This is a genomic window from Pseudomonas sp. ASL4 (assembly GCF_056680395.1).
Genome location: NZ_CM155280.1, coordinates 4,008,725 through 4,027,631 on the forward strand (window position 1 = coordinate 4,008,725; position 18,907 = coordinate 4,027,631).

Genomic DNA, 18,907 nt, shown 5'->3' on the forward strand with positions numbered 1-18,907 from the left:
GCGAGTGGGCTCGCCACGAGTTCAATCAGGACGAAGGCGTTAAGCGTCAGACCGCAGGCGGTTTTTTCCCGGCGCGCGGTTTCTTCTCGGCGGCTTTTTCGCCCGGTGGCGTTACTTTTGCCGCCGTTGCGGCAGGTTTGGCTTTGGTTTTAGCCGCCGGTGCCGGGGCTTTACCGTTGAGTTTGTCTTCTGCCTTGCCAGCGGCCGGTTTGGCGGCGGAGGTCTTGCCAGCGGCAGCCTTGGGCGACTTCTTGGGCGCCAGGGCTTCAGCTTCGGCCAGTTTGCGTGCCATCTCCCAATGGCGGCTTTCCTCGCCAACGGGCTTGCCTTCCGATTCCCAGATTTGATAGGCGAACTCGCGGATGCGTTTATCGTCGGTACTCATCGCAATGCTCCTGAACTGAACTCAAGTGTGGATAGTTTGGATAAAGAGATTGACCGGGAAATCCCCCAGCGCGGCGCTGATGTTCAGCTCCCTGTTTTTTGTGACTGCTGTGTTTGAAAAAAGTCCCTTCAGGTTTTCGCCCGGGGCGGCGAACGGTAATTTGACCCGCGTATCGCCCCACAGCAGCGCGTTGACCTGAGGTTCGGCACTGTTTTCCAGCAATCCGGCACACCGTATCGGTACGATCACGATGACGCGTTTTCCTGTCAGCGAGCGGGTAAACGCCAGCACTCGCTGCGCCTCGCTGCCGAGTACTTCAAGGGCTTGATACGTCCCTTGGCGAAACAGCTCGGCATGCTCGGCGCGCAGGTTCAACGTACCAGCGATCAAGCGTTGCTTGATGCGCCCGTCGCGCCAGTTCGCCAACAGCTCGGGCAAGTCCAGTGGCACTTGCAGAGACTGCTGACGACTGACGTAATCCACCGGCCGGCGGTTGTCCGGATCGACCAGGGTAAAGTCCCAAAAGTCGTCGCCCTGATAGAGGTCCGGCACCCCTGGCACTGTCATGCGCAGCAAGGTTTGCGCCAAACCATTCAACGCGCCCGGCGCGGCAATCGCCTGGGCGGCTTCACCGAGGGCCGAACGCAACGGCTGACCTTCGGGGCTGAGCAACAGACGATTGAGGAAGGCTTCGCAGGCCTGTTCGTAAGCGTCGTTCGGCGCGCTCCAGCTGCTTTGCAACTTGGCCTCGCGCAGGGCTTTTTGCTGCCATTGCCACAGGCGTTTAGCATAGTCCGCAAGCGCCGTTTGATCGACGCTACACAAGGTCAGCGGCCAACTGCCGAGGATCGCTTGATAGAGAATCAACTCGTCACCTGCCGAAGGTGCGCTGTCGTCGGTGCGCAGTTCGCGGGCCAGGGTTCGCCAGTGTTCGACGTGTTCGACGTACCAGCCGCTGCGTTCGCTCAACACCGCGAGCCGTGCGCGGGTGTCTTCGCCGCGCTTGTGGTCGTGGGTCGCGGTGGCCAGCAAATTGTTGGGGAAGGCTTTGAAGCGTTGTAGGCAGGCTTGGTGGAAGTCACTGACCGGCGCACTGAACTGTTCGGTGCTGAACCCCACGTCATTGCGTGACAGCAACACCGCCGAGCGATAGAACGCGGTGTCTTCCACTGCCTTTGCTGCGGCCGGCGACGTCAGTTGCTGAAAGCGCACGCAAGCGTGTTTGAGGATCTTGCGTTGACGACCCACCGGGCGTTTGCGCCAGGGCTCGCCGCCGAGCCAGCCGGCCAGGCAATCGAGCACCGGCCAGTCGGCCTCACCCAGGGTCTGGCGCGCACCGTCCATGGCCTGTTGAAAAAACACATCGTCTTCAGCGCAGCGTCCACGAGGACTGATATAGGTTCGGTACACCGGGAAGTGCACGATCAATTCCTGCAACGCCCGCCGGATCGCGCCGAGGGTCAGGTCGCGGGTCATCAGGTCATCCCGGGCGACTTGCAGCAAGGCTTGGGCGACGCTTTCGAAATCCCCGGCCAGCGAACCGTTGAGGATCTGCTGCCGCGCCAATCGCGCTTCCTGGATGAACTCGGCGGGCCGTTCGCTGTGGCGGCTCCACAGTTCACCCAAGGTTTCGGCACCTGCCGGATCATGTTGCAGCAGCGACAACTGGTTCATGAATTCATAACCGGTGGTGCCATCCACCGACCAGTCGCGGTGCAGGGTTTCGCCTTCGCCGAGGATCTTCTCGACGTAGATCGGCAAGTGCCGTTGCGGTGACAGACTGTCGACCCGACGACGCAGTTTGCGGCAATAACCCCGCGGGTCGGCGAGGCCGTCGATGTGGTCGATGCGCAAACCGTCCACCAGGCCTTCGGCAATCAGCTCGAAGATTTTCGCGTGGGTGGCTTCGAACACTGCCGGGCGCTCGACGCGCAAACCGCCGAGTTCGTTGACATCGAAAAAGCGCCGCCAGTTGATGTCATCCGCCGCCGTGCGCCAACTGGCCAGACGATAACTCTGGCGCTCCAGCAGGTTGTGCAGGTTCTGGAAACCTTCCGGGTTGAGCGAGTCGTAGGCGCCGAGCTGCTGCTCGATGGCGTGCAGTATCGCCGGATCACCGGCCAGTTCTCGTAGTTCCTCTTGCAGAGGAATTGCCAGGCCGTGGGCGTCGGTCTGGTAGCTCAGGGCGGCGAAGCGGTCGGCGAGAAACTTCAGTTGTTCGGTTTGTTCGGCGTTCAGTCGTTCGTCAGGCTTGAGCAGTTCGCCGTAGTTAGCCGGGCAGATCGGAAAGTGATGGTCGTAGTGCTCGACATAAAACGCGCCGTGTCCGGCATCGAAACGCAGGGGCAGGGTGCCGTCCTGCAACGCGACGCCGTAGTCGCTACCCAGGAATGGCAGCAGTAACTGGCCTTCCATCAGCGGGTCGGGTGAATGCCACTGGATGTCGAAAAACTCGCCGTAGGGACTCAAGCGTCCCCATTCCAGCAAGTCCAGCCACCACGGGTTGTCACTGCCGCCGACGGCCATGTGGTTGGAGACGATGTCGAGGATCAGGCCCATCTGTTGCTGGCGCAGCGCATTGACCAGCCGCCGCAATGCCGCTTCGCCGCCCAGCTCCGGGTTGACGGTAGTCGGGTCCACCACGTCGTAGCCGTGCATGGAACCGGCCCGGGCGCTGAGCAGCGGCGAGGCGTAGACATGGCTGATGCCCAGGCTGGCAAAGTACGGCACCAATGGCACCGCATCGTCGAGGGTAAAGCCTTTATGAAATTGCAGCCGCAGGGTCGCCCGCAGCGGTTGGATAAACGCTTGATTCATTGGTCACGCTCACCCGCCTGAAGTCGCGCGCAGGCGAGCAGTTCAAGGCGTCGGGCGGCGTCCGGGTCATCGAGCAAGGCTTCACTGTTGCCGGGCAGGCGCCGCGACCAGTTGGGGTGCGTGTCGGTGGTGCCGGGCAGGTTGGCTTGCTGCTCGATGCCGAGGGCATCTTCCAGCGGCAGCAATACCAGCGGCGCCCGGGTATGGCCAAGGAAGCGAATCGCGGCGTCGAGCACCTGATCGGTTTCGTGGTGTTCTTCACGGAAATTCTGCGGATCTTCGCTCAACACCCGGCGCAAGCCTTCGCGCTCGCGTTCGCGGTAATGCCGCCACTCGATCTCGCTGTTGGCGTCGATCAGGCCAAGCCGGGAATTCCAGTCGATGTCGTGACCGTGCCACCAGCCGTTGATCGTTGGCAAATCGTGAGTGCTGGTGGTCGCGAGGGCGTTGTCCGGCCAGTCGAGGATCGGTTTGAAATGGGTGTTGTCTTGTTCAAACAGCAACACGCGCATGCCGAGGATCGCGCGGGCGATGAGTTTTTCCCGCAGGCCGTCGGCCACCGTGCCGAGGTCTTCGCCGAGGACAATCGCCTGATGCCGATGGGATTCGAGGGTCAGCAAACGCAGCAAGTCGTCCACCGGGTAATACAGATAAGCGCCGTCGGCGGGCGGCGCATCGTTTGGGATCACCCACAATCGTTGCAGGCCCATCACGTGGTCGATCCGCAGACCTCCGGCGTGGGCGAAATTGGCGCGCAGCATTTCGATGAATGCGCGAAAGCCGTTGCGTACCAAGCCTTCCGGGGAAAACGCGGAAATCCCCCAGCCCTGGCCGGAACGGTTGAGGATGTCCGGCGGTGCACCCACGGTCAGCGACGCGAGCAGTTCGTCCTGACGGCTCCAGGCCTGGCTACCACCGCCGTCGGCGCCAACCGCCAAGTCAGCCACCAGCCCGATGCCCATGCCCGCGCTGACAGCTGCGGTTTGGGCCCGCGCCAGGCAGCGGTCGATCAGCCATTGGCAGAAGGCGAAGAAGCCGATGCGTCCGGAGTTTTCCTCGGCGAAGTCGGCGAGGGCGGCGCTGCGCGGGTCTTGCCATTGTTCGGGCCAGTGGCGCCAGTCCAGGTCTTCACCGCGGGCGGCGCGGGCCTCTTGAATGGCTTCGAAACGGCAATGGTTTTCCAGGGCTTCGCCGCCGGCATGGCGGAAGCTGCTGAAGTCTTCGTGCAGCGGATGTTCGCCCTGGACGAACCCTTCGTAGAGCGCTTGCAACAGCTGATGTTTGACTTCGGCAGCGACCGGCCAGTCGATCAGGGGCAGGGCTTCCAGGTGTTGCAGTTGTTCGGCCAACCCGGTGGCGTCAATCGCATCGCGCAAGGCGCGTTCACCTAGGATCGCTCCCGGTGCGGCGTAGAGGCTGTTGAGGAATAAACGGCTGGACGGTGAATACGGGCTGTAACGATGGGTGTCGCTGCTGAACATCGCGTGCATCGGGCTGATGGCCAATGCCTCGGCACCGCGTTCACCGGCGACACGGGCCAGGTCTTCAAGGGCTTGGGTATCGCCGAAGCCGCCATCGCCGGTGCGGCGCAACGAATACAACTGCACGCTCAGGCCCCAGGTGCGCGGGATCGGGCTGTCGACTGCATCGCCGACGCTGTAGCAGCGCTCGGGGGCCACGGCCAGGGTGAAGGATTGTCCGTCGATGCTGACGTGTTGATAGCCAACCGGGATCAAGCCCGGCAGGATCGCTTCGGCATCGAGTTTCAGGTGCAGGCGCGAACCGTCTTCGAGATGGATTTCGCACGGCGTTTCAGGTTCGAAATAGCGGCTCAGGTCGAGGCCAGCGCCGATGTCGGCGGTGATCAGCGGCGGCAGGAAACGGGTCTGTTGCACCTGCTGCAATTGCAGCAGGCTGGCGTCGATTTCCTGGGCGCTGCCGGCCGGATGACCGAGCCCGGTCAGTACCGAGCGCAGCACCGCAGGGGCGACTTTTTGCGGACGGCCGTTGGCGTCGATCCAGTCGACTGCCAGGCCAGCACGGCTGGCCAGTATTTCCAATTGCGCATCGCTCATAGGCGCTCTCCATCCGGGGGTAGCAAAGGGGTTGCGGCCGTGAGGCTGACTAGGGCGCTATACGGTGCGAGATTGCTCTGGTGCAACAGGTCGGACGCGGGTGGGTGTTCGAACAGCAGCAAAGCATCGGCCTGTGATAGGTGGACCACAGGCGCTGCGCTGAGGTTCAGGTCGATGCGCAGCAGACTGCCGTCGCCCAGTCGCCAGCGCGCCGTCACCGCACCTTCGGCCAGCACCTCGGCGCCCAGGGCTTGAGCGCCGGGCAAGTGCGGCGAGATGTGCCGATGACGCAGTTGCAGCAATTGCCGGTAAAGGTCGTGCATCGCCTGCTGCGCCGGGTCGCCAGCGTGCCTGGGCTGCGACGCTTCGAAGGTCTGCGGCGCATTCGGGTCGGGGATCTGTGCGCGTTTGACAGGATCTTTGAAGGCGCTGAATGCGGCGAACTCGTTGCGTCGACCTTCGCGCACCAATTCGGCCAGTTCGCCGTGGTGGCTGGTGAAAAACAGGAAGGGCTGCTCGGCGGCGAACTCGTCCCCCATGAACATCAGCGGAATCATCGGCGACAACAGCAGCAACGCGGTGGCGGCTTTCAACGCCTCGGGATGCGCCAGTTGATGCAACCGTTCGCCAAAGGCGCGATTGCCGATCTGGTCGTGGTTTTGCAGAAACAGCACAAACGCGCTCGGCGGCAAGTGGCCGCTGGGCTCACCGCGCGGCGTTCCGTGGCGGGTGATGTGGCCCTGGAACACGAAACCCTGGCTCAGGCAACGCGCCAGTTGCTCGGTAGGGTTTTGAGCATAGTCGGCGTAATAGGCGTCGGTTTCGCCGGTCAGCAGAACGTGCAGGGCGTTGTGGCCGTCGTCGTTCCACTGCGCATCGAAACCTTGCTCCAGCAGGCTGGCCTGGTTGTGTTCGTTTTCCACGGTCAGCCACACGTGTCGGCGCGGGTCGGTCTGATGGCGTACCCGTTGCGCCAGCTCTTGCAGAAAGTCCGGGTCTTCGATGGCGTGCACCGCGTCCAGGCGCAATCCGTCGAAGCGGTACTCCAACAACCACATCAGCGCGTTATCAATGAAGAAGTCCCGCACCTCGCGGCGGCGGAAGTCGATGGCCGCGCCCCATGGGGTGTGTTTGTCCTCGCGGAAAAAGCCCTTGGCGTAGCGATGCAGGTAATTGCCGTCGGGGCCGAAGTGGTTGTAGACCACGTCGAGAATCACCGCCAGGCCATGGCCGTGGGCCGTGTCGATCAGGTGTTTGAGTTGTTCGGGGGAGCCGTAGGAGGCTTGGGGCGCGTAGGGCAGAACCCCGTCGTAGCCCCAATTGCGCTCACCGGGGAATTGCGCCAGTGGCATCAGTTCGATCGCGGTGATGCCCAGTTCGACAAGGCGCGTCAGGTGTTGCTCGACTTCACTGAAACCGCCGAGGGCTCCGACGTGCAGTTCGTAGATCACCGCTTCATTCCACGGCCGACCTTGCCAGGCGGCGTGTTGCCAGTGGTAGGCGAGGGGATCGACCACCACGCTGTGGCGGTCGAGGTCCCCGGCCTGGGCGCGGGAGGCCGGGTCGGGCACCTCCAGTTCGCCATCGATGTTGTAGCGGTAACGCGTGCCGGCCGGGCAGCGGGTCTTGATCACGAACCAGCCGTCGGCCTGGGGCAGCAGCGGCAAGGATTGCCCGTTTTCCAGTTCGACACTGACGTAAAACGCATCTGGCGCCCACAAGGCAAAACGCGTGTGTTCTGCGTCCAGCATGATTGCGCCGTGGGGCCAGGTCTCAAGGGTCCGTAACGGCATCGTTGAAAACCTCGTGTTATTTGTGACCCGATTTACCCAGGGCTTTAGCCACCAATTGTTCGTAGAGTTCGGCGTAGGGTTCGACCGCTTTGCACCAGTTGAACGGCGCAGCCATGGCGCGGCAACGCATGGCGTGCAGCAGGTCGGGGAAGGCGAAGACCTTGAATGCGCGGCCCACAGCTTCGCGGTAACTCTCAACGGTGGATTCGTCGAACAGGAAACCGGTCACGCCGTTTTCGATGGTGTCGGCCAGGCCGCCGGTATTCCGTGCCACCGGCAACGAGCCGAAGCGCTGGGCGTACATCTGGCTCAAACCGCAAGGTTCGTAACGCGAAGGCATCAACAGGAAATCGCTGCCGGCGAACATGCGGCGGGCGTCGGTTTCATTGAAGCCGATGCGCACGCCAACCTGGCCAGGGAAGCGCAGGGCCAGCACCCGCATGGCTTGTTCTTCTTCCGGTTCGCCACGGCCGATGATTGCGATCTGGCCGCCGTTTTCGACAATGAATTCGGCCACGGCTTCGGTAAGGTCCAGACCTTTCTGGTAGACAAGGCGCGATACCACGGCGAACAGCGGACCTTCGGATGCTTCCAGGCCGAACAGCTCGCGCACGTGAGCGGCGTTGACGGCTTTACCGTCCCAGTCGCCGATGGTGAACGGGCAGAACAGGTGCGGGTCGGTGGCGGCGTCCCAGCTCTCGTCGATGCCGTTGGGAATCCCGCTGAGCAGGCCTTGCTGGGTCTTGGCGGCAAGAAAACCGTCGAGGCCGCAGCCGAAGGCAGGCGTAGTGATTTCCTGGGCGTAGGTGGCGCTGACCGTGGTGATGTGGCTCGAATAAGCCATGCCGGCCTTGAGGAACGACATCTTGCCGTAGAACTCCATGCCTTCCTGTTGCAGTGCGTGCATCGGGATGCCCAGTTCCGGGCAAGAGCCGAGGCTGGTGACGCCCTGATAGGCCAGGTTATGGATGGTGAATAGGGTTGGGGTGCGCTGCCCGCGCCAGTGCATATACGCAGGGGCCAGGCCGGCTGGCCAGTCATGGGCGTGCACCAGGTCCGGGCACCAGTGGATTTGCGCGAGGTTGGCGGCGATATCGGCAGCGGCCAGCCCCAGGCGGGCGAAACGGATGTGGTTGTCCGGCCAGTCGCGGCCGTTGTTGGCGCCATAAGGCGAGCCTTCGCGCTCGTAGAGTTCGGGGCAGATCAACACGTAGATGACCAGGCCATCAGGCATGTCCATGCGCCCGATCTTGCAGGGCGGCAATGCGGCATGACCGCCGAGTTCACCAATGATGTGGATCGGATTTTCGCTGTGCAGCACTTGCGGATAACCGGGGATCAGCACACGAACGTCGTGCAAATGAGCCATGGCTCGCGGCAGCGCAGCGGAGACGTCACCCAGGCCACCGGTTTTCACCAGGTCGGCGATTTCCGAGGTCACGAACAAGACTTTCTTCTTGTTGGGATTCTGACTGGCGACCGGTACAAGTGCCTTGGGGATGCTGATTGCCTTGCTGCTCGGGGCATTCACGGCGCTCGATTCGCCGACCTGCTGATGAGCACGTTCTCCCTGAATATCTAAAGCCGCACTGATCATATGAATCTCCCGTGTTGTTGATCTAATTCTAGGTCTGGCACAAACGGTGTTCGTGGCCAAATCCTGTGGCCGGGCGCAAACGCGCTACGCATCGGTGAGCAAACGCTGCCAATACGCTAAAGCACAAAGGCTGGAGGGGCTGTTGCAAGGATTGCACCAGTCGGAACGCACCTGTCTCTAAGAGGACTCTTCGCTACAGGTAAAAGTTTCGACTTTTTTTCCGCTTTGTGACCGACCGGTTTCGACCCGCGAAATCAGTCTAGGCCAGAACTTAGAGCGTCACAGGCCAGATGGCAAAATTGTTCGACAATCGGTTTAAAGAGGTACGGACGTACCGACTTGGAGGGCAAACGCACCGACGAAGTGCAGGTTTATTTTTGATCGCGGGCCAAAATGTCACGTGGGAGACACATGAGTGTGCGAAGGGGAAATGGGGTTTTGCACTGTTGTGGTGCGTAGGGTTTGAGGGGTGTGGTGATTGTCAGGGCCTCATCGCGAGCAGGCTCGCTCCCACAGGGGAAGTGTTGTGGACGCACATTTTGTGTACACCCTAGATCCCTGTGGGAGCGAGCTTGCTCGCGATGAACGATGACGCGGTTTCAGCTCAATAAACGAATCGGCGCGCCCGCCGCCCAGGCCTGAACATCCTCGATCATCTGCGAAAAGAACTGCTGGTAATTCTGCCGGCTGACATACCCGACATGCGGTGTGGCCAGCACGTTGTCCAGCGTGCGGAACGGATGCATTTCGGGCAACGGCTCCTGCTCGAACACATCCAGCGCCGCGCCCGCCAGGCGCTTTTTCTGCAGTGCCTTGATCAGTGCCGTTTCATCGACAATCGGCCCGCGTGCGGTGTTGACCAGCAGCGCCGTGGGTTTCATCCAGTCCAGCGCCTGGGCATCAACGATCCCGCGGCTGCGCTCGCTGAGCACCAGGTGTACCGACAGCACATCGGCTTGTTCGAACAGTTCCTGCTTGCTGACGTAGCTCACGCCGGATTCGGCGGCGCGTTCGGCGGTGAGGTTTTCGCTCCAGGCGATTACCCGCATGCCGAAGACCTGACCGAACTGCGCCACGCGTTTGCCGATGCTGCCCAGACCGAGAATCGCCAAGGTCTTGCCGTGCAGGTCGCCGCCCAAGCCTTGCTGCCAAAGACCGGCACGCAGGGCATTGGCTTCGACCATCAGGTTGCGGGTCGCGGCCATGATCAGCGCCCAAGTCAGTTCCGGGGCGGCGTGCTTGTAACTGTCGGTGCCGCTGACCTGAATGCCCAGCGCAGCAGCGGCTTTCAGATCCAGCGCCGCGTTGCGCATACCGCCGGTGACCAGCAGCTTGAGTTTGGGCAGGCGGCGCAGCAGGTCTTCGTCGAAGCGCGTGCGCTCACGCATCACGCAAATCACCTCGAACGCGCCCAGGCGTTCGACCAGTGCGTCGTTGTCGGCCGGGTAGTCATGGATAAAGCTCACCTCGCCGATGCTGTCCAGCACCGACCAGTCCACCACGCCGCTGGCCACGTCCTGCCAGTCATCGATCACCGCAATCTGCACAGCCATCAGCCTTACCTCATCAACGAACAGGGTTGGTTTTGTTCAGCCAGTCGAGCAGGGCCTGATGAAATTGCGTCGGCTCTTCCATCTGCGGTGCGTGGCCCATGCCCGGGAATTCCACCAGGGTCGAGTGTGGAATCAGTTTTGCCACTTGCTTGCCGAGCACGTCGTAGTGACCGAGCTTCGCCTTGACCTCGGGGGTGGCGATGTCGCTGCCGATGGCCGTGGTGTCGGAGGTGCCGATCAGCAGCAAGGTCGGCATTTTCAGGTCCTTGAACTCGTAGAACACTGGCTGGGTGAAGATCATGTCGTAGATCAGCGCCGAGTTCCACGCCACTTGTTTATGCCCCGGGCCTTTGTTCAGGCCGGCGAGCATGTCGACCCAGCGATCGAACTCCGGCTTCCAGCGCCCGGCGTAATAGGTGTTGCGTTCATAGGTGCGGATCCCGTCGGCGGTGACTTTCAGCTCCCGTTCATACCATTGATCGACGGTGCGATACGGTACGCCGAGGGCTTTCCAGTCTTCCAGGCCGATGGGATTGACCAGCGCCAATTGCTCGACTTGTTCCGGGTATTGCAGCGCATAACGGGTGGCGAGCATGCCGCCGGTGGAGTGCCCGACCAAGGTGGCCTTCTGGATGCCCAGGGCCTTGAGTAGCTTCTGGGTGTTGGTCGCCAGTTGCTGGAATGTGTATTGGTAATTGTCTGGTTTGCTGGAGGTGCAGAAGCCTATCTGGTCCGGGGCGATCACTCGGTAGCCGGCCTCGCTCAGGGCCTTGATCGAACTGTCCCAGGTCGCGCCGCAGAAATTCTTGCCATGCATCAGCACCACACTGCGCCCGTTGGCCTTGCCATGGGCGGCGACGTCCATGTAACCCATTTGCAGGGATTTACCCTGGGACTGGAAGGCAAAATGCTTGACCGTGTAGGGATACTCGAAGCCCTGGAGTTCCGGTCCATATTCCGGACCTTCGGCGTGAGCCAGGATGGGTAGAGTGGCGGTCAGCAGCAGGCAGGGCAGCCAGCGTGAGAGGGTCATAGAAGAACTCCGTGGGAAATCTGCGGATGCTGGAAGGGCACGATTAGGGTGACATTAATAACAGGCAATGACTCAATGCCGGTCAGCCAATGCAATCCATGTGGGAGCGGGCTTGCTCGCGAAGAGGCCGGCAGCTTCAAAATAAATGTTGGCTGATACACAGCTTTCGCGAGCAAGCTCGCTCCCACAGTTTTTAACCCATCCAGCCGAGTGTTATCAGGGCCAGCACCGCATAACGGGCGCCTTTGGCGAGGCTCACGATCAGCAGGAATCGCCCCAGGGGCTCACGCATGACGCCAGCCACCAGGGTTAGCGGATCACCGATCACAGGCACCCAACTGAGCAGCAACGACCAATGACCGTAGCGCTGATAATGCTTTCGGGCCGTTTCAAGATGCCGGGGGCTGACCGGAAACCAGCGCCGCTCGCGAAAGCGCTCGATGCCACGTCCCAGCCACCAGTTCAGCAATGAGCCGAGGACATTGCCCAGGGTCGCGACCGCCAACAGTGCCCAGATCCAGTAACGATCGCTGATTAACAACCCCACCAGCACCGCTTCGGACTGCAACGGCAGCAGCGTCGCCGCACCGAACGCCGCAAAAAAAAGCCCGATGTACGCGCCGAACATCAATGGGCGGGGTAGTCCGCCACCACCACGTCGGTGCCGGTCTTGGTCAGGCCGATGACTTGATAGGCGTCGCTCATGCCATCCATTTCCATACCGGGCGAGCCCATCGGCATGCCGGGAGCCGCCACACCCAGCAGATCGTCACGCTTGCTCAGGGCCAGCACTTGCTCGGCCGGCACATGACCCTCGACGAACTTGCCGTTGATCAGCGCCGTGTGGCAGGACGCCAGGCGTGGCGGCACGCCGTGCTGCTGCTTGAACTCGCTCATGTTGGCTTCGACGTGATCCTCGACCTTGAAGCCGTTGGCTTCGAGGTGGCTGATCCATTTTTTGCAGCAACTACAATTGGCATCACGGTGTACTTCGATGGGGATCAGATCGGCGGCCTGGGCCAGGGAGGAGATAAACAGGGCGCTTAGGGCGATCAGACGCAGATGGGTTCGCATGGGAGGATCTCGACTCGGAGGGCGGTCAAAAAAAGAGGCATTTTGACTACTTTAACCAACAAAGAGGGGCGAGAGTGTTTCGAAGTAATGCAGGATGGTGTGATGTACGAGGCTTTCTGTGGCGAGGGAGCTTGCTCCCGTTCGGCGGCGCAACCGTCGCAAGATCTGAGTGCAGGATCTGTCTGAAGAGGGGCCGCTTCGCAGCCCAGCGGGAGCAAGCTCCCTCGCCACAGGGAGCTTCGTCAGTCAGCTAAAGGGTTAACGAACCTTGAACCGCCCCATGATCGCGCTCACCCGGCTATTCGCTTCCAGCAACTGCTGAGTGTTGAGTTCACTGGCATGACCGCTTTTAACCAACTCATCAACCATATGGCGGATCTGTACCATGCTGCGGTTGATCTCTTCGGTCACGGCGCTTTGCTGCTCGGCGGCGGTCGCAATCTGGGTGCTCAGGCTGTTGATATGGCTGACGGAGCCGGCCATTTCATCCAGGCCGGAGTTGACCCGCGCTGTGGCATCCGCAGCGGATTGGCAGCTGGCCTGGGTGTTTTCCATGGCCGCCACCGAAGAGCTCACGCCTTGGGTCAGGCGTTTGAGCATTTCGTTGATTTCCGAGGTGCTGGCCTGGGTCCGGGCGGCGAGGGCGCGGACTTCATCGGCCACCACCGCAAAGCCCCGGCCCTGTTCACCGGCGCGTGCCGCTTCAATTGCCGCGTTGAGCGCCAACAGGTTGGTTTGCCCGGCAATCGCGCCGATCACCCCGAGAATCTCGGTAATCCGTTGTGCGTCCTGCTGCATGTTTTCAACTTTGTGGGTGGCGCTGGCCACTTCATCAATCAGCGCCACGACACTGCTGGAAGCTTCGCCGACCACAACCCGCGAGCGATCCGCGTGTTCGCTGGCGCGCTGGGTGAAAGCAGCAGTTTCAGCGGCGTTCTGCGCGACACTGTCGGCGGTGGAGCTCATTTCGGTGATGGCAGTAACGGTCTGATCGGTTTCCGAGGCGTGACGCACCAGAATCTGACTGGTGTGCGCGGAAGTGCGTTGCAGGTTGTCCAGACCCGAAGCCATGGCGCCGGTGGCTTGGGTGACTTCGCCAATCATGTTCTGCAAGTAGATGATGAAGGCGTTGACCGAGTGGCCGATGGCGCCCAGTTCATCCTCGGCACGGATGGTGATGCGCTTGGTCAGGTCGGCATCGCCGGCAGACAGTGCATCGATGTTGGCCTTGAGGATTTTCATGCGATGAATCAGTTGGCGAATCGCGTAGATCTGCAGCAGAACCAACAGAATCACCATCGGAATCTGCAACAGGCTCAAGGTGTTCAATACATCGTCACGTTGAGCGGTGATCAGCTTGGTCGGCAGGGCAGTCGCGAGGAACCACGGCGTGCCTTCGATCGGGCGCATAAAGAAGGTGCTGGCTTCGCCGTTGTTGTCGAATTCGACCCGCTGCGCCTGGTCGCGGTTTTGCAGGCCCGCCTTGACCTGGCTGGCGAACGGCGAGTTGCCGGCCAGTTCGCTGATGTTCTTCAGCACGACCGGCCCGCTGATGCGTGAGCTGTTGCTGATGATTTTGCCGTCGGCTTCGACGATCAGCATTTCGGCACCGAGGTCTTTTTCCTTGCGTGCGATCAGATCGTTGAAGAAGCCCAGGGTCACGTCGATGGTCGACACACCGTAGGCCACGCCATTTTTCTGAATGGCCATCGCGCAGTTGGTGCGCGGCTCGGCACTGGCGTCATCCTTATAGGCGGCAGCCCACGCGCACTGACCGCGCGGGGTTTGCATGCCGCCCTTGTACCAGCTCTGGTCGTAGTAGTTGGGCGCGGCGTCGCTGTTCCAGAAGGTGTTGACGGCCAGTTTGCCGGAGCTGTCACGGTGCCAGAAGGTGCTGAACTTGTTGCGTCCCGCTTCACGTTGGCCGGGCAAAGGCCAGATCCCGCCACCAAACACTTTCAGCTCGCCGTACTGGTCCACCAAACCGGGCAGCACCGTATCAATGGCGGCGCTGTCGAGCAGGGGTATGGTCTGGGTGATGCTGCGTTGCTGGGCTTGCACCTTGTTCAGTTCGCCCTGGATTTGCTCGGCAACTTCAGCAATGCGGTTGAGGGCGACCTGTTCTTCGGTATGGCGCAGTTTCGGCGCGACCAACTGGCTGATACCCACCACCGTGAGTACCGAAAGCAGCAGGATGAACAGGACCAGAAACAGCGTGTAGCGAGCCTGAATGGTACGGAATGCGGGCATGGGACCGGTCCTTGTGCTGCGTTTTTATTGTTGGGATTCGGATTTCGAAAATGGCGGGCTTCGAAGCTTTATCGGCCCGCTTGGGGTGAGCTTTAGGTACGGACGTACAAGAAAGGTGTTAGGAGGACGGATGGTGAGTAACGGTCTTGGTACAAATAAGCAAGATCAGATGGATATGACAGCGATGCCTCGGCTATACCAAAATGAAAAATATCGTGTAGGCCAATGAAACAGGGGCTTCAGTGATTTGTATCGTAAATGTACAAAAATTGTAAAAAGGCGAAATACTTGTAGGTAGGCATTCTCATCGCGCCGATACTTCCGCGCATTCATCTCGCTTAAACAAGGATTTTTTATGTCGCACGGACATTGGAATATCGTCGCGCTGTCAGGAGCACGGTCATGACTATCGGTCTGGTCGGCAACTGGACTGCCAAACCGGGAGTGCTGCTTCGCCAGGGTTCGCCCAATGCCAAACCAGTAACCCAAAGTGCCAAGGTGCGAGAGATCCTATCCATGGTGGGCACCAATCCGCTGGTGCTCGACCGGGCGAAAATGGATGCTCAATCATTGTTCAAGCAGGTCAAGGGCTTCGATCCGGAAAACATCTCGGTCAAGCAGTTAAGCAACATGAGCACCTACCTGAAGCAGAAGGGCATCATCGGCGATGTGACCGCCCTGACGTTGCTGAACGCAGGCTCCAAATTCGATAAATTCGGTGTTCCGACCGACCCCGATGCGAAGTTCAACGCCCTGGAGTACTTTGCCGTTCAACTGGATAACATCCAGACCAACAACCTCAAGGGCAACAAGTACGCTAACTACCTGGTCCCTGAGTACAAAAAAGCAATCTACGTGCTGCAGAACCTCAAGACCTACGGCGAAACCAACGGCTCGACGGTCAAGAAGAAGGACAAGTAATCTTCTGACCCGCTCAATACGTTGAACGGGCCAGAAACCGGTTGATCAGCGGTCGAGCATTTGCATCACCGCTTCCGGGTAGCGCAAGCCCGCGGTGGCGTTGGCCGGGAATATCGCTTCCAGCGCCTGCAACTCGCCAGCACTCAGTTTCACCTCCAGCGCTGCGACATTTTCCTCCAGGTATTTACGTTGCTTGGTCCCGGGAATCGGGATCAAGTAATCGCCTTGCGCCAGGACCCAGGCCAACGCCAGTTGCCCGGCAGTCACGCCTTTGTCGGCGGCCAGCGCCTCGACTTGCTGCACCAGTTGCAGGTTTTTCCCGAAGTTCTCCCCTTGAAAACGCGGACTGAAGCGGCGGTAGTCGTCAGCTGCAAAGTCGTCCGGACTTTTCAACGCACCGGTCAGAAAGCCACGGCCCAGCGGGCTGTACGGGACAAAAGCGATGCCCAGGCGCTGACACGCGGCCAGGCAACCGTTGTCTTCCTGATCGCGGCTCCACAGCGAGTATTCACTTTGCAGTGCACTGATCGGATGCACCTTGTGCGCCCGTTCAAGCGTGGCGGCCGATGCTTCGCTCAAACCCAGGTAGCGGACCTTGCCGGCCTTGATCAGCTCGGCCATCGCGCCGACGGTTTCTTCGATGGCTACTTGCGGGTCGATCCGGTGCTGATAGTACAAATCCAGGGTATCCACGCCGAGGCGCTTGAGGGTGCCGTCGATGGACTTGCGAATGTATTCCGGCCGACCGTCGACACCCCGTGCTGAGGGGTTGGCCGGGTCGCGAACGATGCCGAACTTACTGGCGAGGAACACTTGGTCGCGCTTGCCGACGATGGCTTTGCCAATCAGTTCTTCATTGGTATGCGGGCCGTACATGTCAGCGGTGTCGAGCAGGTTAATGCCGAGCTCCAGCGCCCGGTGCAGGGTGGCGGTGGCTTCGCGGGTGTCGGTGCCGGTGGTGTAGAAATCGGTCATGCCCATGCAGCCTAATCCGATGGCGCTCACTTGCGGTCCGTTCTTGCCCAGTTGACGTGTTTGCATGAGATCAGCTCCTTGAAAATGTGAGCCACCATTGTTCACCTCGACAGAAACCAGATAAACCAGCTAAAACTGCTATCACTATTCGTTATTTCTAAATAATTACCCACTGAGCCCGAACCATGGACCGTCTCAACGCCATGCGCGTGTTTACCCGGATCGTCGAACTGGGCGGTTTCGCCAAGGCTGCCGACAGCCTACAAATGCCCCGTGCCTCGGTGACCATTCTGATCAAGCAGCTTGAAGCCCATCTGGGTGTGCAACTGCTGCAGCGAACCACCCGGCAGATCAGCCTGACGCTCGACGGCGCGGCGTATTACCCACGGTGCGTGCGTTTGCTGGCGGATCTTGAGGAAGTCGAAGCGGTATTTTCCGCTGCCCGGCACAACCCCAAGGGTTTGCTGCGAGTGGATATGCCGGCGGGGATAGGGCGGTTGATCGTGATCCCTGCATTGCCGCAGTTCACTGCCAGGTACCCGTTGATCGAACTGGAAATCGGTTTGAATGACCGCACGGTAGACCTGATTCGCGAAGGTGTGGACTGCGTGCTGCGGGGTGGTTCGCCCATGGATGACTCGCTGGTGGCGCGGCCGCTGGTGATGCTGGATCAGGTGACCTGCGCCAGCCCCGAGTACTTGCAACGTCACGGCACACCCCAGTGCCTGGCCGATTTGCCGGGCCATCAGATGGTGGAGTATTTCTCTGCTACCACCGGCGCGCGCTTCGGGCTGGAGTTTGTGGTCGAGGGACAGTTGCAGCAACTCGATTTGCCCAAGCAGGTTTCGGTCAACAGCGCTGACGGTTACATGGCCGCGTGTGAGGCCGGGTATGGTTTGGTCCAGGCCCCGTACTATCACGTTGCCCGGCAACTGAAGGAAGGGCGTCTGTGCCAAGTGCTCAGCGACGCACCGCCGCCGGCCATGCCGCTTACGGCGCTGTACCCGCCACACCGCCAGTTGTCCCGGCGGGTGCGGGTATTTGTCGATTGGCTGGTTGAACTCTGTGCACAACCGGGCCAGCACTTTTACCGCAGCGAATCAGGCCGCTGAACGATTGGCCGGGGGATCGCTTGGGTGCTCCAGTGTCCGATGGATGCGTGGGGTTTCAATGGATTGCCATGTATTGCACGTGCTCGGGTTGCGTTAAGAGTAGAAGGCGTCAAGGACCCAAAAACACGAAAAATCGGCTGTAAGAAAAATGCCCGCAACAGGGCGGGCATTTGTTCAGGGCTGATTAAAAAAGCTATTTTGTCTTACACGTTGTTCAAGGGAATGGACTACCGATGTTCGTAATAACCCGGTCCGCCACGATCATAATGGCGGTCACCGTGCCAGCCTCCGTGGGGGAAAATGATACAGCCGCTCAGGGAAAGTAGAGCGATCAGGGGAATCAGCAGTGTGATTCGACGGAGCATTTCAAAATCCTCATGGTTATCGCCGCGATGAAGCCAAAACACTTCATCGTCTGTAACATGAGACTTCGTTTGCTGCCGTTCATCCCCGTACAAAGGTAGGCGCTTGGCATGCAAGCGGATACAAACCGGATACATTTCAAGGTTCAGGAACCCGCAATGACCCAATCGCAACGTTTGAAATACTCGATTCTGATCTCCCTGGTGGTCCTGGGGATCATGTTCGGCCTTTCGTATCTGCAAAATACAGGGGTCATCAGCGAGAAGCTGTTTCAGTACATCGCCATTGGCGTGGCAGTGATCGTGGTGGTGGTAAATGGCGTGATGCGCCGCAAGGTCAAGCCTTAAGCGACGCACCCGAGGCGGGTTCACCGCAGAGAATGGCAATGGCCTGCGGATGCAGGCTGTAGCTTTTGTCCGGATTGAGCGTGATCACGCCCTCAATGCACAAGCGCTTCAATACCTCCCGCACACTCAGGAAGGACAGGGGAATATCCAGGTCCAGCAAATGTGTGTGTACGCCGCGCACGCCCAGGCTGCGCTCGCTTTCTGCGGCGCTCAGCAAGGCGTCGATGACTTTCAGGCGAATCAGGCTGGTTCTCAGGCCAAAGCTCTTGAGCAGCACTCTGATTCGTTCGTTTGCGTGGCGATCAGTCCTGTGTTCGAACATTCCGGGGCCAGGATTCATGGCAATACCCTTTGACGCACGGCTACCGTCCGTTGGCAGATGCGAGTTGTACATGCAAAAAACTCCTTATCAGAGCCTGATCAGGAAGAAGTGAAGGTGCTCTCCATCATTAAGACGAATGAGCCAAGCAAATCATGAAGGCTGTAATGTAGAAAATTTGTCGATGCCATGTCGGCGGGATGTGATACGGCATCGGACGAGTGTTTACGGCGCCTAAATTTCCTGATGATTTTTTCGTTCCTAAGGCCAGGCACATTCCTTGTAGATCGCAG

Annotated in this window: 15 protein-coding genes; 3 read left to right on the plus strand and 12 right to left on the minus strand. The window is 60.1% G+C overall.

Annotated features, from left to right (window positions below):
* Nucleotides 1-46 precede the first annotated feature (46 nt).
* The 10 genes from AC1MEW_RS18055 to AC1MEW_RS18100 form a co-directional block, all read right to left on the minus strand.
* A complete protein-coding gene (locus AC1MEW_RS18055) occupies nt 47-385 on the minus strand; it encodes a DUF2934 domain-containing protein (protein WP_322268743.1) in 339 nt (112 codons plus the stop codon).
* 21 nt (nt 386-406) lie between these two features.
* On the minus strand, nt 407-3,202 hold the full coding sequence (locus AC1MEW_RS18060; protein ID WP_480423068.1) for a malto-oligosyltrehalose synthase: 2,796 nt from the start codon (nt 3,200-3,202) through the stop codon (nt 407-409).
* Complete coding sequence (gene malQ, locus AC1MEW_RS18065) at nt 3,199-5,277, minus strand: 4-alpha-glucanotransferase (protein WP_201256303.1); 2,079 nt, start codon at nt 5,275-5,277, stop codon at nt 3,199-3,201. The genes AC1MEW_RS18060 and malQ overlap by 4 nt, the downstream gene beginning before the upstream one ends.
* Entirely contained in the window at nt 5,274-7,070 is a 1,797-nt protein-coding gene (treZ, locus tag AC1MEW_RS18070) for a malto-oligosyltrehalose trehalohydrolase (protein ID WP_480423069.1), read from the minus strand. Before treZ ends, malQ begins: the two co-directional genes overlap by 4 nt.
* A 16-nt stretch (nt 7,071-7,086) precedes the next feature.
* Nucleotides 7,087-8,667 carry a glycogen synthase GlgA gene (gene glgA, locus AC1MEW_RS18075; protein WP_201204066.1) on the minus strand — a complete coding sequence of 527 codons (1,581 nt, stop codon included), beginning with the start codon at nt 8,665-8,667 and terminating at the stop codon, nt 7,087-7,089.
* A gap of 599 nt (nt 8,668-9,266) precedes the next feature.
* Nucleotides 9,267-10,220: a D-2-hydroxyacid dehydrogenase family protein gene (locus tag AC1MEW_RS18080; protein ID WP_480423070.1), complete on the minus strand. Its 954-nt coding sequence runs from the start codon at nt 10,218-10,220 to the stop codon at nt 9,267-9,269.
* Between the two features lie 13 nt (nt 10,221-10,233).
* Nucleotides 10,234-11,253 carry an alpha/beta fold hydrolase gene (locus AC1MEW_RS18085; protein ID WP_322268738.1) on the minus strand — a complete coding sequence of 340 codons (1,020 nt, stop codon included), beginning with the start codon at nt 11,251-11,253 and terminating at the stop codon, nt 10,234-10,236.
* A 193-nt stretch (nt 11,254-11,446) separates the two neighbouring features.
* On the minus strand, nt 11,447-11,881 hold the full coding sequence (locus AC1MEW_RS18090) for a YqaA family protein (RefSeq protein WP_201204059.1): 435 nt from the start codon (nt 11,879-11,881) through the stop codon (nt 11,447-11,449).
* On the minus strand, nt 11,881-12,327 hold the full coding sequence (locus tag AC1MEW_RS18095; RefSeq protein ID WP_322268737.1) for a DUF411 domain-containing protein: 447 nt from the start codon (nt 12,325-12,327) through the stop codon (nt 11,881-11,883). The genes AC1MEW_RS18090 and AC1MEW_RS18095 overlap by 1 nt, the downstream gene beginning before the upstream one ends.
* A 258-nt stretch (nt 12,328-12,585) precedes the next feature.
* Nucleotides 12,586-14,577 (minus strand): methyl-accepting chemotaxis protein, encoded by a 1,992-nt coding sequence (locus AC1MEW_RS18100; RefSeq protein WP_201204055.1) that lies wholly within the window; start codon nt 14,575-14,577, stop codon nt 12,586-12,588.
* Between the two features lie 402 nt (nt 14,578-14,979).
* Here AC1MEW_RS18100 and AC1MEW_RS18105 point away from each other — a divergent pair, with 402 nt between their 5' ends.
* Nucleotides 14,980-15,498 carry a hypothetical protein gene (locus AC1MEW_RS18105; protein ID WP_322268736.1) on the plus strand — a complete coding sequence of 173 codons (519 nt, stop codon included), beginning with the start codon at nt 14,980-14,982 and terminating at the stop codon, nt 15,496-15,498.
* Nucleotides 15,499-15,543: 45 nt separating this feature from the next.
* Here AC1MEW_RS18105 and AC1MEW_RS18110 read toward each other — a convergent pair whose 3' ends face one another.
* Nucleotides 15,544-16,539 carry an aldo/keto reductase gene (locus tag AC1MEW_RS18110; RefSeq protein ID WP_201255072.1) on the minus strand — a complete coding sequence of 332 codons (996 nt, stop codon included), beginning with the start codon at nt 16,537-16,539 and terminating at the stop codon, nt 15,544-15,546.
* A gap of 119 nt (nt 16,540-16,658) precedes the next feature.
* Here AC1MEW_RS18110 and AC1MEW_RS18115 point away from each other — a divergent pair, with 119 nt between their 5' ends.
* Nucleotides 16,659-17,585: a LysR family transcriptional regulator gene (locus tag AC1MEW_RS18115; RefSeq protein WP_201255071.1), complete on the plus strand. Its 927-nt coding sequence runs from the start codon at nt 16,659-16,661 to the stop codon at nt 17,583-17,585.
* A gap of 521 nt (nt 17,586-18,106) precedes the next feature.
* On the plus strand, nt 18,107-18,295 hold the full coding sequence (locus AC1MEW_RS18120) for a hypothetical protein (protein ID WP_059405111.1): 189 nt from the start codon (nt 18,107-18,109) through the stop codon (nt 18,293-18,295).
* Here the strand turns inward: AC1MEW_RS18120 and AC1MEW_RS18125 are convergent.
* Nucleotides 18,285-18,689 (minus strand): fe2+ zn2+ uptake regulation protein, encoded by a 405-nt coding sequence (locus tag AC1MEW_RS18125; protein ID WP_201204052.1) that lies wholly within the window; start codon nt 18,687-18,689, stop codon nt 18,285-18,287. The genes AC1MEW_RS18120 and AC1MEW_RS18125 overlap by 11 nt on opposite strands.
* Nucleotides 18,690-18,907 lie beyond the last annotated feature (218 nt).

Coding starts and splice junctions, on each gene's coding strand:
- AC1MEW_RS18055 (WP_322268743.1), bottom strand. CDS start 385: ATGAGTACCGACGATAAACGCATCCGCGAGTTCGCCTATCAAATCTGG.
- AC1MEW_RS18060 (WP_480423068.1), bottom strand. CDS start 3,202: ATGAATCAAGCGTTTATCCAACCGCTGCGGGCGACCCTGCGGCTGCAA.
- malQ (WP_201256303.1), bottom strand. CDS start 5,277: ATGAGCGATGCGCAATTGGAAATACTGGCCAGCCGTGCTGGCCTGGCA.
- treZ (WP_480423069.1), bottom strand. CDS start 7,070: ATGCCGTTACGGACCCTTGAGACCTGGCCCCACGGCGCAATCATGCTG.
- glgA (WP_201204066.1), bottom strand. CDS start 8,667: ATGATCAGTGCGGCTTTAGATATTCAGGGAGAACGTGCTCATCAGCAG.
- AC1MEW_RS18080 (WP_480423070.1), bottom strand. CDS start 10,220: ATGGCTGTGCAGATTGCGGTGATCGATGACTGGCAGGACGTGGCCAGC.
- AC1MEW_RS18085 (WP_322268738.1), bottom strand. CDS start 11,253: ATGACCCTCTCACGCTGGCTGCCCTGCCTGCTGCTGACCGCCACTCTA.
- AC1MEW_RS18090 (WP_201204059.1), bottom strand. CDS start 11,881: ATGTTCGGCGCGTACATCGGGCTTTTTTTTGCGGCGTTCGGTGCGGCG.
- AC1MEW_RS18095 (WP_322268737.1), bottom strand. CDS start 12,327: ATGCGAACCCATCTGCGTCTGATCGCCCTAAGCGCCCTGTTTATCTCC.
- AC1MEW_RS18100 (WP_201204055.1), bottom strand. CDS start 14,577: ATGCCCGCATTCCGTACCATTCAGGCTCGCTACACGCTGTTTCTGGTC.
- AC1MEW_RS18105 (WP_322268736.1), top strand. CDS start 14,980: ATGACTATCGGTCTGGTCGGCAACTGGACTGCCAAACCGGGAGTGCTG.
- AC1MEW_RS18110 (WP_201255072.1), bottom strand. CDS start 16,539: ATGCAAACACGTCAACTGGGCAAGAACGGACCGCAAGTGAGCGCCATC.
- AC1MEW_RS18115 (WP_201255071.1), top strand. CDS start 16,659: ATGGACCGTCTCAACGCCATGCGCGTGTTTACCCGGATCGTCGAACTG.
- AC1MEW_RS18120 (WP_059405111.1), top strand. CDS start 18,107: ATGACCCAATCGCAACGTTTGAAATACTCGATTCTGATCTCCCTGGTG.
- AC1MEW_RS18125 (WP_201204052.1), bottom strand. CDS start 18,689: ATGTACAACTCGCATCTGCCAACGGACGGTAGCCGTGCGTCAAAGGGT.